The organism is Maricaulis salignorans (assembly GCF_900103475.1).
Classification (GTDB): domain Bacteria; phylum Pseudomonadota; class Alphaproteobacteria; order Caulobacterales; family Maricaulaceae; genus Maricaulis; species Maricaulis salignorans.
Genome location: NZ_FNHG01000001.1, coordinates 13568 through 28168 on the forward strand (window position 1 = coordinate 13568; position 14601 = coordinate 28168).

Here is a 14601-nt window from a genome sequence, read left to right on the forward strand (position 1 = left end):
CGAGGCGAGGGTGGCCATGTGATCAGGGCGCGGATTCGTCCATCCGGAAAATAAACTGGGCCACTCCGTGTGTGACCTCGTCGTTCTCGCACAAACGCCATCGCTCCACCGCCCAGACGGCGGCGGCCAGGAATGCCGGCCCATCGGGAAAGCCGGTTGCTTCCGGTTCGATCAATTGCGCGTCGGCCCTGGCGACTGACCCGTCCTGGCGCGCTGTATATGACACTTCGACAATCGCCCGCGCGACGTTCAGGGCGATGATATTGCCAGCCTCATCTATTGGCCAGGATGGCTCGATATTGCGTCCGTGACATCCGTGTCCGCCTCCAACAAGGTTTGGGGTCTCGACCGGTGGCAGGTCGAGAAATGTCCGGTCTTCGCCGATAAAGGACGCGGTCAGTGCCGCGACGCAGGCGGCTTGCTCGGATGTCAGCGCTTGCGGATCGGAAATGTCGCAGGCAGTCACCCAGATGTTCGGCTCGTCTTGCGCCTGGGCCCCAGATACCGTTGATATCAGGATGAGCGCGAGCGTGAATAATGCCGTTGCGGCGGCGCGTGTGCGATGGGCGCTGCGCCCCACCTCAGGCTTCCGGCGTGTCGGCCGTTTTGGCGAGCCAGGCCAGGGCCTCGTTGACCGAGGTGAAAACACCAAACTCGATCGGCCAGTCATTGTCGACCAGAGCCAGCCAGAGGTCGATGATCACACGTTTGAGGTCATCACTGCAGACGAGGGCGGTGCGCAGATTGGGGCCGGTGCGGTGCTGCGCATTCATCGTACGCGCCACGTCCCGCAAGGATTGCAGCTTGGCGAGGTCGGTGTCGTAAAAGTCCGAGTGCGGACTAATTGCTACGATCATGTCGAAATTCGATTGCCAATCGGGGTGTGTGACGATTCTGGAATAGGCCGTCACGACGCTATCGAGGATGAAGGGCCCATCCAGCGTCAGGATGGCGCAGCTACTTTCAGGTCGGACTTCCACCGTGTATTCCAATCACGCCCCCTTCTGAACCGCTTGATTCCCGGGATATCTAAGCCCAGCTCATGTTGCTTGCATCGGCTCCATTCGGCCCGTCCGCCGATGCTCGGTGGCCGCCGGTTCGGGCGAAGCTTGCGATCGCAGCTTCCACCCGGACGAAAATCATGTCCTCGATCCCGCTCGCCATCAGGTGTTTGATCATATTCTGATCGTTCGGCTGGATGATGCTGCAGTGGTGCACGGCTGGGACTTCGATTGGCAGCGGGTCAGCCTATGCGCCTTGCCCATGTTATCTCACATTATGCAATTATTGGTCGAACAACGCAATCCACGATCAGGCCGGGAAGCGCCGTGTCAGCCATTCCAGCAGATGGGCATTGAGCATGTCGGGCTGCTCCCACATCGTCCAGTGACCACAGGACTCGAGAATGTCGATATCGACATCCTTGCACAGGGCCGGCATCCAGGCGGCGAGCTTGGGTGGCAGCATGAAGTCACACTCGGCCGCGACCAGCTTGCACGGCATGGACAGCCGGTGGTCGACCCCGCCCATGCGTTGCCAGTTGGCGTCGAAATTGCGGTAGAGATTCATCCCCGGTCCGAACCCGGTCTTGCGATAGGCGTCGGCATAGACTTTGCGGTCCGCTGGGGAGACCACAATGCGATCCTCATCGCGTCCGGTGAATTGCTCGAACAGACGCGGGATATGGGTAATCTCCGGATAGAGCGCCTCGAACTGCTCGGCCGTCGGCGGCTTGCCGAAGATGAAGGCGAAGAAATCATCCTCGCGGCCCTCAAACCGGCTTTCCGCATAACCGGGTTCCTGGAAACGCAGGATGTAGTGATCCTCGCCGCTAATCTCGCGGAAATAATGCGTCGGCGCTTCGGCCCCGCGCGGCAGATGTGGTGTGTTGACCCCAATCACGCCGGCGACCCGCTCCGGTATCAGCATCGCCGCATGCCAGACGAGAATGCCGCCCCAGTCATGGCCGACAAAGACCGCCGTTTCATGCCCGAGCGCATCGAGCAGGCCGGTGAAGTCGGCCATCAGCGTGTCGACATCATAGTGTTCCGCGCCTTCCGGGCAGTCCGAGCCACCAAAACCGCGCAGATCCGGCGCGATCACGCGATAACCGGCGCCCGCCAGAGCCGGGATCTGGTTTTTCCAGGAATAGGCCAGTTCCGGCCAGCCATGCAGCAGCAGAAGCGGCTGGCCGTCTTCCGGTCCGGCCAGATGCACGGAAAGCTCGATACCATTGGTCTTGATGCGGGTCGGCGCGGGGAAATCGCTCATGAAGCCTCCATTTTGGGCCAGACTAGCGAAGCCTCAGACCTTTGTCGCCACAGCGGCCCGGTCGCGCCGCAACTGGCTCCAGGCGAAAGCTGCCACCCCCGCCCAAATCAGGCCGAAGGTCAGCAGGTGGGCGGAGGTGAAAGTCTCTCCGCGCAGCACACCGATGGCGAATTGCAGGCTGGGCGCGGTGAATTGCAGCAGGCCCATGGTCGAGAGCCGCAGGCCGCGGGCGCCGATAATATAGAGCAGCAGCGGCACGATGGTGATCAGTCCGGCCAGGATCAAAAGCGCGGCTTCCATCGGACCCTGCAGGAAGTGACCGGCGCCCTGGCTTTGCATCCAGATCAGGGCGCCCAGCGCGAAGGGCGTGATGAAGGCTGTCTCCCAGAACAGGCCGATCCGGCCATCCACGGTGACGATCTTGCGCAAATATCCATAGCCGGTGAATGAGAGGGCCAGGGTCAGCGAGATCCACGGGACTTCACCGACCGCGATGATCTGGTTGAGCACACCCAGTGTCGCCAGCACGATGGCCGTGATGCGCCAGGGGCCGAGCGGTTCGCGCAGCACGATCACACCCACGGCAACGCTCATCAGCGGATTGATGTAATAGCCCAGCGAGGCCTGCAGCACCTGGCCATTATTGACCGCATAGACGAAGACCAGCCAGTTGACCGAGATCAGGGCCGAGGTCGCCAGCAGGATCAGCATGACGCGCTTGTCCCTCAGCGCAGCGAAGGCCGGGCGCAATTTGCCGGCAAACCACAGGGCCGCGAACAGCATCGGCAGTGACCAGACCACCCGGTGCGCGACGATTTCCAGCGCCCCGGCGAAATCGACCATCTGAAAATAGAGCGGCGCGAAGCCCCAGATCACATAGCCGGCCAGGCCGGCAAACAGGGATCGGCGGATCTCGTTGGAGTGGCGTTCGGTCATCGGGTCGGCTTTCCTGCCTGGGTGAGAGACGCACATAGGCAGTTCGTCTGACCCTGGCGACCCGATTCATGCGGTTGCCAGCTATGCAGATGCGCCGCAGCCATCGCCCTGCGCCGTCCGGCAGGCCATGGCAGGCGCGGGCGGGCAGGGAGTGGTTTTACAGAAGCCGGAGTCTAGCCCCGCTTCAGCAGGCCGCGATTATTCAGGCCTTCGGCGATCTGCACCGCATTGAGGGCGGCCCCCTTGCGCAGATTGTCGGCGACGATCCACAAGGCGAGGCCGTTTTCAACCGTCGGGTCTTCGCGGATGCGGCTGACGAAAGTGGCGAATTCGCCGACGGATTCGACCGGCGTCATGTAGCCACCATCCTCATGCTTGTCGATCACCATCAGGCCGGGGCTCTCGCGCAGCAGGGCGCGCGCTTCCTTGGCGCTGAGCGGGTTTTCCAGCTCGATATGGGCAGCGATGGAATGGCCGACGAAGACCGGTACGCGGGCGCAGGTCGCGAACAGTTTGATCTTGGGATCGAGGATCTTCTTGGTCTCCATCACCATTTTCCACTCTTCCCTGGTGGAACCATCCTCCATGAAGTTGTCGATATGCGGGATGACATTGAAGGCGATCTGCTTGGTGAAGGCGACCGGGTCGGCATGGTCATTGACGAAAATGCCCTTGGTCTGGGTCCACAACTCGTCCATTCCGGCCTGGCCGGCACCGGAGACCGACTGATAGGTCGCGCAATTGACGCGCAGGATCTTGGCGCGGTCATGCAGCGGCTTGAGCGCCACCATCAGCTGGATGGTCGAACAGTTCGGATTGGCGACGATACGCTTCTTCGTGACCCCGGCGAGCGCTTCGGGATTCACTTCCGGCACCACGAGCGGCACGTCCGGGTCCATCCGCCAGGCGGAGGAATTATCGACGACAATGGCGCCGGCCTTGGTGATTTTCGGTGTCCATTCCTTCGAGACGTCGCCGCCGGCGGACATCAGGACGAGATCGACGGTCGAGAAATCAAACGTGTCGACATTGACGCATTTCAGGACGCGGTCGCCATAGGAGACTTCCTTGCCCATGGATTTGCGGCTGGCGAGGACATGAATGGCGTCGGCCGGAAACAGCCGCTCTTCCAGAATGGTCAGCATTTCCTTGCCGACTGCGCCCGTCGCACCGAATACCGCTACCCGTACACCCATGATGTCGTCCTTTTTCGTGCCCAGATTGATCCATGCCGATCTTCAGGGACATAGACCCGGGATCGCCTTGTGGCTAGGGCGCAATCAGGGTTCAGGCCCGCCGCGCCTAGCGCATCCGCAGCCAGATCCGCCAGGCGACGAAGCCGACAATGACTACGGACAGCAATTCCAGCGCATTGACGCCGAAGAAGAGTGGCGTGATCAACCGCTGCAGCACGCCCCAGCGGCCGTCATAAATCGTCTCGCCCTGCCGGACAAAGCCGACATAGACGCCGCCGGCGATCACGAGCGCGGCGCCGAAGCCGGCCAGGCGGATCATGCCTGCGGGATTATAGCCCTGGCTACCCTCATCGCGGCGGGTGCGATTGCGGTGGGTGCGGTCGAGGAAACGGCGGCGTGTCATGAGCAGGCTCCGGAGTGGGTATCCGTTTGCGGCGTCGAAACCACAGCGTCCAGCCGCGCGGGACGCCGCGCGAACATGATTATGACGAGCCGCCTTGAAATGACCACACCGGATTCATTTGATTTATGGGTGGACGTGTGCGTATAACCCCTTCTAACGGGCGGCCACATAGGCCGGACGGAATACTGATCGCCTATCCGGTGCCTCGTTCATCGGACCATTCGACTTCAGCCTTCCCCGACTTCACGTCCGTAACACCCACACCGGGACGCTGGTGTGTACAATATGGATTGTGCCCGGACGCGGAGCATGCATACAGGGAAGGTTCCCCATCATGGCCACAGGTACGGTCAAATTCTTCAATCAAAGCAAAGGCTTTGGTTTTATTACTCCTGATGAAGGCGGCAATGACGTCTTCGTGCACATCTCTGCCGTTCAAGCGTCAGGTCTGCCGGGTCTCAGCGATGGTCAAAAAGTCGCTTTCGACACCGAGCCGGATCGCCGCGGCAAAGGCCCTAAGGCAGTGAACCTCCAGTTCGCTGACTAAGGTCTGAAAAAAGGATCGCAAGATTCTGTGGCGCGGGAGCTTGGCTCCCGCGCCATTTTCATATCTGCATTCCGGATATCGAGGCGGCTGTCGGCCTATTCGGTCGCCATCGCATCGCGAACCCGCACAGCGGTCGCCGGGAAATCGGTAAACACCGCATCAGCGCCCAGATCATAGATCCGGCGCAACTCCGTCTCGATATCGGCGCCGTCACCGACCGGATCATCATCGCGGAATGTCCAGGGATGGACCGGCAGGCCGAGCGCGTGTGCGCGGGCGATGAAGCCGGTATCATTGCCCTCGCCATCAACCAGCAAAGCCTTGTACGGCCCGACACCATCGGCGAAGGCGATCATGTCCTCCAGCGCCACTGTCGGGATGAGCGGATCAAGATCCGGCTCCAGCTCCTGCATCTGGAAGACCAGCATCAGGAGCGGCGTGTCGATCTCGCCATTCAGCCGGGCCAGGAAATCGGGCTCGAAACACTGGACGGCGATGGACGCATCGGCCGTGTCGAGCCCGCGCAAGCGCAGAATGCGCACCAGTTCCGGCAGCGGGTCGAGCCCGGCGGCGATGAATTGCGACGGTGATTTCACCTCCGGCTCGGTGGCGACGCCGTGCGCTGCGGCCAGATCGAGCACTTCCTCGAAGGTCGGGATCAGGTACAGGCCGTCAAACTCCGTCGGTCGGCCGGGGCGCACCTGGCGCGCCCGCAGGGTGCGGATCTCGGCGAGGGTGAAATCATCCACCCACCAGTCATCCCGCCCGCCCTCAACGCGCCGGCGATCGGCGAATTCCGGATGGTCGGCGACATCGGTACTGTCGGCGAGATAGCGGTCATGGCGCACCACAAACACGCCGTCCGAGGTCAGGACGAGATCGGGCTCGATAATATCGGCACCCTGTTCGATCGCCAGCGTGTAGGCCTCGATCGTGTGTTCGGGCAATTCACCATTGGCGCCGCGATGGGCGATCACCAGGGGTGGTTCTCCCGAAAGCGTCTGCCAGACATGGGTGCCGGGGGTATCGGGCGCCGCGCAGGCCGCCAATCCGGCTGAAATCGCCAGGGCCCAGATTGAGTACCGCATTCGCCTCTCCCGTTTTCCACCGCAACACACTAGCTTGCCTGGACTGAATGCGGGAGAGCGAAATGACCGAACCGAAGCCCTTTGACACCATGGCTGATGCCGCCGAACGCTATGGCCGCTTCAGCCTTGATAATTATGCCCAGATCAGAAATGTCGCCGAAAGCGTTTCATCGGGCTTCTGCCGCTATCTTTCAGGCGGTGCACCAGTCTGCGTCTATCTGGTTCCGCCCAAGGGCGAGTGGGCGCCGCAGCCTTATCAGAGCGGGGCGTTTTCGGTTTCGGGGACCGGTTTCCTGCCCCTCGGACCGATCAGTTTCGGTCTTGCCGTACGGGTTTCGCGCACGGGCGACTGGCTGCGCATAGTGCTGACCTGCACCAAGAAGGGCCCGGAAATGCAGATTGAGATCGAGAATGGCACCACCTTCGCCCTCGAACTCCCGGTCCGCGAGGAGCAGCTGAGCCGGTTGTTCAGTATCCTGTTCGAACATTTGACGGTCTGGTTCTCGCAGCAGGCCGATCTTTACGAAAACGGGGATTATGGCGATCGCGCCATCGGTTTCGAGTTTCTGCACGAGACCGAGGATGCCGCCGATCCGGTTCGTTAGTGCGACAGGCTGGCAAGGAGGCTGGCCGGATCCGCTGCGGGAAGCCCGATCAGCCCGCCGGCGGCAGCGCCGGCATAGCCCAGCAGGCTGAGGCCGAACATGGTGGTCAGCTGGCGCTTGAGCGCGAAACGGGTCGCCAGCCGGGCGATGGTCAGGACGCGTCCGGCGCCGATCAGTGCAACGGGGCCGCCGATCAGGACCGCGGCGGCAAATGAGACCAGGGCTGTCTGGGCCTCGAAGGGCAAGCTCTCCATTTTCACCTCCCTGCGTTTCAGCGCGCCTGGCAGGCGACGTCGTGTCCGAAACGCGTTATCAGATGCCTCATGATAGAAGCTGCTTCTGACCTTCCCCTGACCATCGCGATCATCACCGGTTCAGGTGTCGCGGCCCAATGGCTCGCCTGGCGCCTGCGCTGGCCCTCGATCGTCCTGATGATGGGGGCAGGGCTATTGCTCGGCCCGATTGCCGCGCTGGCATTGGGCCATCCCCTGCTGACACCGGATGAAAGCTTCGGCGATTATCTGCGGCCAATGATTGCCCTGGCCGTGGCGATTATCCTGTTTGAAGGCGGCATAACGCTCAATTTCCGCGAATTGCGCGACGCATCGACCGCCGTCCGCCGGATGGTGATCCTGGCCTTCCCGCTCGGCTGGGGCCTGGCGACGCTCGCCCTCCACTATATTGGCGGTCTGGCCTGGGATTTGTCGGCGATGATCGGCGCCCTGCTGACGATCACCGGACCAACAGTCGTGCTGCCGCTCTTGCGGCAGGCCAAATTGCCATCGCGCATTGCCTCGGTGCTGAAATGGGAAGGCATCGTCAACGATCCGATTGGCGCCCTCGCCGCCGTCTTCGTGTTCGAGGTCATTCATCAGTCCCAGCTGGGTTTGAGCTGGGGGTCGGTCGCGCTGGCGCTGTCGCTTGGCATCGCCATCGGCGCGGTGCTCGGCTTTGCCTCCGGCATCGCCCTGTCCCACGCATTCCGGCGTGGCTGGGTGCCCGAGCCGATGAAGGCGCCCCTGGTACTGGCCGCCGTGCTGGTCTGCTACGCTGTCGCCGACACGCTCGCATCCGAGACCGGACTGGTCGCAGTGACGATTTTCGGTCTCGTCGTGGCCAATTCACGCCTCGCCTCGATCGAGGAAATGCGCCGCTTCAAGGAAGGTATCGCCTCCATCCTCGTCGCCAGCGTCTTCGTGGTTCTCGCCGCCTCCCTGACACCGGCCGCGCTGACTTCACTGGGCTGGCAGCATTTCGCCGCCGTCGCGGCCATTATCCTGGTCGTGCGCCCGGTCGCCGTCTTCCTGTCCACGCTGGGGTCGGGCCTGAGCCTTCCCGAGGTGGGCTTTATCGGTCTGATCGGTCCGCGCGGTGTTGTCGCCGCGGCCACTGCTGGTCACCTCTCCGTCAGCCTGTTGCAGGGCGGGCGCGAGGACGCGGCCGTGCTCGCACCACTCGTTTTTGTTGCCGTCTTTGCCAGTGTGTTTGGTTGCGGCTTCGCGGTCGCACCACTGGCGCGCTGGCTCGGCCTGTCGGAAAGCGGACCGGACCGCTTGCTGATCGTCGGGGCCAATCCCTGGAGTCTGGGCCTCGCCGATGCGCTGAAAAAAGCCGAAGTGCCGGTCACCATTGCCGATACCAGCTGGCGCCGTCTGCGGGCCGCGCGGCTGGCCGGGCATGATATCTATTATGGCGAAGTCCTGTCGGAAACGGCCGACTGGCGGCTGGAGCCTTCGCGCTTTGCCAGCCTGCTCGCTGTGACACCGAACGACGCCTATAACGCCCTGGTCTGTATCGAATACGCGCCGGAGCTGGGGCGTAGCCATGTCTTCCAGCTCTCCGGTTTCGACGAGCCGGTTGACTCAGCCAAGTCCGATGAGGACCCGCGCGCGATTGCCTATACGGCGCGGGGCCGGACCCTGATCCGACGTGGCCGTGGCTATGACGGGCTGGCGCGCGACTGGTGGGGTGGCTGGCGCTTCAAGGCGACACGTCTGACCGACGAGTATTCGCTCGAGCAATGCCTGGAGGATGCAGGCGATGAGGCCGATTTTATCCTCGCCCGGCGGCCCAATGGCCGTGTCGCCCTGCTCGGGGACAATACCAAAATGCCGGACGCTGCCGGCACGGTCCTGATCCGCTTTGCCCGCAAGACCGCAGCGGCGGCCCCGGCGGCTGACGTCACGGCTGACGCGGAACCCGGTGCCGAGAGCGCCTGATCAATCCTGACAGCTGGGCTGGCCGGCTAGCCTAGCGCGGCTGCGATCCGCCGGGCTGGGCGGGTCCGCAATAGGGCCAGTTATCGGCATTCGGGTTGCCGCCAGGGCAAACCGAATCGGTGCCCTCATACAGGCCGATACAGCCGGACAGGCTCAGCGAGCCCAGGATCAGGGCCAGAATGGCAATGGAACGCTTGATAGACATGACAAATCCCCTTTGTGGCCATGTTGGCGTGCGAAGGCTTTTGTAGCAAGTCTGCAAGCGCTGTTCTTCATCGGGAATTAACTCCAATTCCTGCAGATGAAGGCTTCGATATTCAGCAAGGACAGCCCATGGCCCGCAGGCCTGCCACTCCGCTTGAGGCGACGCGCACCAACCGGCCCGGGCCGGGTCCGGCGCGCAAGGCGTCCAGGCGTCGCCCATCGCGCGGCGGCGGGCGGCTGTGGCGGTTTGTCGTCAGCGTCTTCCTCCTGATCGGCCTGGGCATGGCCGGTTGGCTGGTTTCCATCGCCCGCGATCTGCCAGACACATCCGGCCTGATCGAGGTCGAGCGCGCGCCCAGCCTGGCTTTCTATGATCATGAAGGCCGGCTGATCGCCCGGCGCGGCTCGGCGCATGGCCGTCTGGCGGTGATCGAGGAGCTGCCCGACTATGTCACCGACGCGGTGATGGCGGTCGAGGATCGCCGTTTCTACAGCCATTTCGGCGTTGACCTGATCGGTACCGCCCGCGCCCTGCTGGCCAATATCCGCGCCGGACGGGTGGTGCAGGGCGGCTCAACCCTGACGCAACAGCTGGCGAAGAACCTGTTCTTGACGTCTGAACGCACCGTGCGGCGCAAGGTGCAGGAAGTGATGCTCGCCTTCTGGCTCGAGAGCCGCTTCACCAAGGATGAGATCCTCGAGCTCTATCTCAACCGGGTCTATTTCGGCGGGGGTGCCTGGGGCATTGAAGCGGCGGCGACACGCTATTTCGGCAAGACGGCGAGCGAGCTCAATCTTGGCGAGGCCGCCCTGCTGGCCGGCCTGTTGAAGGCACCCTCGCGTTACAGCCCCGTCAATGACGCCCAGCGCGCGGCAGCGCGGGCGACGGTGGTGCTCGACCTGATGGCCCAGACCGGGCGGATCACCGAACAGGAACGCATCGCTGCGGCGGCCACCCCGATCCGGGTTTCGCGCGGCGCCTCCAGTCCGGGCGCCCAGTATTTCATCGATTGGGTCGCGCAGGATGCGCGCGCGCTCGTCGGCAGCCATCATGGCGATCTCATCGTCAGGACCACGCTCGATGTTCATGCCCAGCGCGCCGCCGAACTGGCCGTGTCCGGCATTATGGATGACCCCGACCTGGCGCTGGGGGCGGGCGAGGCTGCGCTTGTGGCGCTGGCTCATGATGGTTCGGTGCGGGCGATGGTCGGTGGGCGCAATTACACCACCTCACAATTCAATCGCGCCGTCCTGGCCCATCGCCAGCCCGGCTCGGCGTTCAAGGCCTTTGTCTACGCCTCTGCCTTCGAAGCCGGCCTGACGCCGGACGATATCCGCGATGATGCCCAGATCCGGCTCGGTGACTGGTCGCCGCAGAACTATAATGACGAATATCGTGGCCCGATGAGTCTGCGCGAGGCCTTCTCACGCTCGTCCAATTCGGTCGCGGTTCGGATCGCGGAAGAGACGGGCCGTGGCCATGTCGCCCGGCTCGCGGCGCGGTTCGGGATTGAAAGTCCGCAGCGGGTGGACCGCTCGCTGGCGCTCGGTGTGCATGAGGTGACGCCGCTGGAAATGGCCTCGGCCTATGCACCCTTTGCCAATGGCGGCTATCGCGCGCCGGCCTATGGCATCGCCTCGATCGAGACGCGTGATGGTGAGGTCCTGTACGCGGCACGGCCGGCCGATGGCGAAGTGGTGATGGATGCCCGCACATTGGGGCAGATGAGCGATTTGCTGCAGACCGTGGTGCGCTCGGGGACGGGACGCCGGGCTGCTGTGGCCGGTATGATTGTCGGCGGCAAGACCGGCACGACCAATGATTTCCGCGACGCCTGGTTTGCCGGTTATGCCGGCGATCTGGTCGCGGTGGTCTGGACCGGCAATGACGACAACTCCCAGACCCGCCGGGCGACCGGCGGCGGCCCGCCAGCGCGAATCTTCAGCGCCTTCATGAGCGGTGCACCGCGCAGTGGCCTCGATGCACATCCTTCCAGCATGCCGCTGCAAGTGGCCGAGCCCCTGACCGAGGCACAGCCCGTCGCCGAACCTGTGCCCGCAGAAGATCCGATCGCGGCCTTCCTCGCCGGGCTTGGCCGCGACTGAGCCGGCGGCCATCCCCTGAAACTCATCAAACTGCCCGCGACTGGCCACATTCAGCCTGTTAGACTGCGCACGGACACCAAGCCTGAGTGAGAGGGACGGGATGAAACGCGTTTTGATGGCTGCCGCACTCGTGGCAATGCTTTGTGGTCTGGCCCCGATCGGCAGCGTGCATGCCCAGCATTTGCCGCGGCTTGCCCGCGCTGACGCAGATGCGGCTCTTGCCGCGATCCGGCTGGATGGGGCGGATAATGAGGTTGTCTCTTTCGAGCGCGCTGTTTACCGGCGCGGGACCTACATTTTCACCAATGTCGTTGTGAACCTGGAGCGCGATGCGGAATCGCCGGCCGGCGTTGTGCATGCTGCCCGCATGATCCTCGATTCCCCGAGGCTCGACAGCGAGGGCAGGCTGCTCCTGCACGCTTTCGTGCTTGAGGAGGTTGAGCAGGTTCTGGACGCGGGGGCGGTCGGTTTCACGCTTGGCCGGGTGATGCTGGAAGCGCCCAATGCGGAAATGTCGGCCAATCTTGGACGCATCCTGCGCGGGGATCATGGCGCGGAAGTCGGCGCGGACAAGGATTTGTACCGCTTTGGCCTGCTTGCCGTCGATGATGCAGCCGAACCGGGTCGGACCTCTGATGCAGGGGCCCCATTTGCTTTCGATCGCCTCGCTTTCATTGGCTATACCGCGAACACGCTGCAACGTTTCGAACTCCTCGGCTTTACCGCCAGGGTCGAGAACGAGGCGGGAGTCAATCATCTGGACATGGCCGAGCTGTCCGTGGACGGGCTGATGATATCAAGCCAGTTCAGCGTGCTGGACGTCTTCAGCGCGGGCCCTGGCGACACGGGTTTCTTTCGGAGTTATTTCGCCATGGAGATGGGCGAGCAGCTCAATCTGTTCGATCGGCTCCGGGTCCGAAATCTCACCGCCACCATTCCCGGTCACCGGGTGACGCTTGATGAGATTGTGATCACCATGGATCAGCGCGATGCCGTGCTGGATACGCGGATGCGTATGGGGTCGCTGCGCATCATGCCCGACCTGGAGGATCCCGCCGGGGCACAGCTCGCCAACAGATTTGACCAGCTCGGCTATGAAAGCCTGGATCTGAGCCTTCAGGGCCATTCCGTCTATGATCCACAGAGCGGACGGGTCTTCACCACGGGCGAGAATTATCTGGCACTGCGCGACGGATTCCGTCTGGACTTCGCCCATGATCTTGGCGGATATCCCGAGTTTCTGGCCAATCAGCGCGGCTTGTCCGAACGTCCGTCAGCGACCGTCGACGGCAAATCTGCCAGTGATGCCGAGGGCGTGTCGTCGGCTGCCGATCCTCTGGTGATCAACCGGATCGCTTTGAGACTTGAAGACCGGTCCATTCTGGAGCGCGGTTTCGCTGCTGCGGCGGCGGACCAGGGGATTACGCCGGAGGCGATGCGGTCCCAGGCCGGGGTGCTGGTGTTGGTGGGATTGATGTCGGCGCCGCCGGAGATGCCACAGACGCTGGTGACGCAGCTGGCGACGGCGGTTTCCGCCTTCATCGCCCAGGGCGGGACGCTGGAGATTGTGATGCAGCCGCCTTCCCCCGTCACCATTGGCGAAATCCGGGCCCGGCGCGAGGCGGGGGCGGTTGATTTCGAGGCGCTTGGATTGGGCGTGACCGCCGAGGCCCCGCGCGGGCGCTAGGACGTGCTGGAAATCATTCCGGCAGACGGTCAGACCGCCTGCCGGAATGTGATCAACGGTTCTTGCGGGCCGCTGCACCTTTTTCGGTCATGAAGCGTTTCATCATGGGCGCGACCTGCTCGCGGAAGCGGCGGCCATTGAAGACGCCGTAATGCCCGACGTCGGGCTGGACCCAGTCTTCTTTCAGGCTGTCGGGCAATTGCGAGCACAGTGTGTGCGCAGCCTGGGTCTGGCCGATGCCGGAAATATCGTCATTCTCGCCCTCGACGGTGAGCAGGGCGATATCGGTAATGCTGGACGGAACGACCAGGCGGCCCTTCACTTCCTGCGTGCCGGTCGCCAGCTTGTGCCCCTGGAAGACATCGCTGATCGTCTGCAGGTAGAATTCCTCGCTCAGATCCATAACCGCGAGATATTCGTCATAGAAGGTGCGGTGGCGGTCGGCTTCATCCCCATCGCCTTTCACCATATTGGCGAAATAGTCCTTGTGGGCGTCGACATGGCGGTCGAGATTCATGTTCACGAAGCCCGCCAGCTGCAGGAAGCCGGGGTAGACGCGGCGCATGGCGCCAGCATTGGGTATCGTCACCGTATGGATGAGATTGTCGGCGAACCAGCTGAAGGGCTTTTCCTGGGCCAGCTTGTTGGGAACAGTCGGCGACAGGCGGGTATCGATCGGCGAACCCATGAAGGTCATGGTCAGGGGCCGGGCGGGATCCTTGTCTTCGGCCATCAGCGCGATCGCGGCCAGGGTCGGCGGGCCGGGCTGGCAGACGGCGACAACATGCGTGTCTGAGCCCAGCTCGGTCAGCATGGCGCGGACATAGGCGGTGAAATCATCAAGATCGAAACGGCCATCGGTGACCGGGACGCTGCGCGCATCCTTCCAGTCGGTGATGTAGACTTCGTGGTCGGGCAGGAAGGCCTCGACGGTACCGCGCAGCAGGGTGGCGTAATGGCCGGACATCGGCGCGACGAACAGGACTTTGGGCTGGGCCTTCTTGACACCGGCCGCCTTGAGGGCGTCCGGATCACGCACGAAGTGCAGCATATTGCACCAGGGCTGGTTCCATACGACGGTCTCGGTGACGGGAACCTTGTGGCCATCGATCTCGACCGGTTCCAGATTCCATTCCGGTTTGACATAACGCCGCGTCATGGTCTCGAACAGATCGGCGGCGGCGGCCATGGTGCGTCCGGCATAGGTGTCGCCCATCGGATTCCAGGGCGCCTGCATCATCTGGCGGGTGGCATTGGCTGCGGCGCGCCATGGCGTCATCGCCAAACGGTTTAACTCGTAAACACTATAGAGCATGAGCCCTCCTGGGACCGGCATTAC

General features: G+C 63.1%; 16 protein-coding genes. 5 read left to right on the top strand and 11 right to left on the bottom strand.

Annotated elements, in window-relative coordinates; all coding sequences use genetic code 11:
• Window positions 1-22: 22 nt before the first annotated feature.
• From BLT42_RS00085 to BLT42_RS00115, 7 genes are all read right to left on the bottom strand, one after another.
• Window positions 23-466 carry a hypothetical protein gene (locus BLT42_RS00085; protein WP_143023973.1) on the bottom strand — a complete coding sequence of 148 codons (444 nt, stop codon included), beginning with the start codon at window positions 464-466 and terminating at the stop codon, window positions 23-25.
• A 115-nt stretch (window positions 467-581) separates the two neighbouring features.
• Window positions 582-992, bottom strand: coding sequence for a hypothetical protein (locus BLT42_RS00090; protein WP_091764951.1), 411 nt, complete (start codon window positions 990-992; stop codon window positions 582-584).
• 37 nt (window positions 993-1029) lie between these two features.
• The gene (locus BLT42_RS15045) at window positions 1030-1179 is read right to left on the bottom strand and encodes a hypothetical protein (protein ID WP_176780172.1); all 150 of its coding nucleotides are present in this window, start codon (window positions 1177-1179) and stop codon (window positions 1030-1032) included.
• A gap of 132 nt (window positions 1180-1311) precedes the next feature.
• The gene (locus BLT42_RS00100) at window positions 1312-2271 is read right to left on the bottom strand and encodes an alpha/beta fold hydrolase (RefSeq protein WP_091764954.1); all 960 of its coding nucleotides are present in this window, start codon (window positions 2269-2271) and stop codon (window positions 1312-1314) included.
• A 33-nt stretch (window positions 2272-2304) separates the two neighbouring features.
• Complete coding sequence (gene rarD / locus BLT42_RS00105) at window positions 2305-3207, bottom strand: EamA family transporter RarD (RefSeq protein ID WP_091764956.1); 903 nt, start codon at window positions 3205-3207, stop codon at window positions 2305-2307.
• A 173-nt stretch (window positions 3208-3380) separates the two neighbouring features.
• Window positions 3381-4403 carry an aspartate-semialdehyde dehydrogenase gene (locus tag BLT42_RS00110; protein ID WP_091764957.1) on the bottom strand — a complete coding sequence of 341 codons (1023 nt, stop codon included), beginning with the start codon at window positions 4401-4403 and terminating at the stop codon, window positions 3381-3383.
• Window positions 4404-4509: 106 nt separating this feature from the next.
• Window positions 4510-4806, bottom strand: coding sequence for a hypothetical protein (locus BLT42_RS00115; RefSeq protein WP_091764959.1), 297 nt, complete (start codon window positions 4804-4806; stop codon window positions 4510-4512).
• Between the two features lie 331 nt (window positions 4807-5137).
• On the opposite strand from BLT42_RS00115, the gene BLT42_RS00120 reads away from it, so the two are divergent.
• Complete coding sequence (locus tag BLT42_RS00120) at window positions 5138-5353, top strand: cold-shock protein (protein ID WP_091765808.1); 216 nt, start codon at window positions 5138-5140, stop codon at window positions 5351-5353.
• Window positions 5354-5448: 95 nt separating this feature from the next.
• On the opposite strand, the gene BLT42_RS00125 is transcribed toward BLT42_RS00120, so the two are convergent.
• A complete protein-coding gene (locus BLT42_RS00125) occupies window positions 5449-6441 on the bottom strand; it encodes a glycerophosphodiester phosphodiesterase family protein (RefSeq protein ID WP_091764961.1) in 993 nt (330 codons plus the stop codon).
• Window positions 6442-6503: 62 nt separating this feature from the next.
• On the opposite strand from BLT42_RS00125, the gene BLT42_RS00130 reads away from it, so the two are divergent.
• Complete coding sequence (locus BLT42_RS00130; RefSeq protein WP_233342222.1) at window positions 6504-7046, top strand: hypothetical protein; 543 nt, start codon at window positions 6504-6506, stop codon at window positions 7044-7046.
• Here the strand turns inward: BLT42_RS00130 and BLT42_RS00135 are convergent.
• Window positions 7043-7300 carry a hypothetical protein gene (locus BLT42_RS00135; RefSeq protein ID WP_143023975.1) on the bottom strand — a complete coding sequence of 86 codons (258 nt, stop codon included), beginning with the start codon at window positions 7298-7300 and terminating at the stop codon, window positions 7043-7045. The genes BLT42_RS00130 and BLT42_RS00135 overlap by 4 nt on opposite strands.
• Before the next feature lie 69 nt (window positions 7301-7369).
• Between BLT42_RS00135 and BLT42_RS00140 the strand changes: the two genes are divergently transcribed.
• Window positions 7370-9265, top strand: coding sequence for a cation:proton antiporter (locus BLT42_RS00140; protein ID WP_091764965.1), 1896 nt, complete (start codon window positions 7370-7372; stop codon window positions 9263-9265).
• A 31-nt stretch (window positions 9266-9296) separates the two neighbouring features.
• Here BLT42_RS00140 and BLT42_RS15050 read toward each other — a convergent pair whose 3' ends face one another.
• Window positions 9297-9470 carry a hypothetical protein gene (locus BLT42_RS15050; RefSeq protein ID WP_176780174.1) on the bottom strand — a complete coding sequence of 58 codons (174 nt, stop codon included), beginning with the start codon at window positions 9468-9470 and terminating at the stop codon, window positions 9297-9299.
• 128 nt (window positions 9471-9598) lie between these two features.
• Here BLT42_RS15050 and BLT42_RS00145 point away from each other — a divergent pair, with 128 nt between their 5' ends.
• Both BLT42_RS00145 and BLT42_RS00150 read left to right on the top strand, forming a co-directional pair.
• A complete protein-coding gene (locus BLT42_RS00145; protein ID WP_091764966.1) occupies window positions 9599-11575 on the top strand; it encodes a transglycosylase domain-containing protein in 1977 nt (658 codons plus the stop codon).
• Between the two features lie 115 nt (window positions 11576-11690).
• Window positions 11691-13262, top strand: a complete 1572-nt coding sequence (locus BLT42_RS00150) for a hypothetical protein (protein ID WP_091764968.1) — start codon at window positions 11691-11693, stop codon at window positions 13260-13262.
• A 52-nt stretch (window positions 13263-13314) separates the two neighbouring features.
• Here the strand turns inward: BLT42_RS00150 and BLT42_RS00155 are convergent, their stop codons facing one another.
• Window positions 13315-14577 carry a polyhydroxyalkanoate depolymerase gene (locus BLT42_RS00155; protein ID WP_091764970.1) on the bottom strand — a complete coding sequence of 421 codons (1263 nt, stop codon included), beginning with the start codon at window positions 14575-14577 and terminating at the stop codon, window positions 13315-13317.
• Window positions 14578-14601 lie beyond the last annotated feature (24 nt).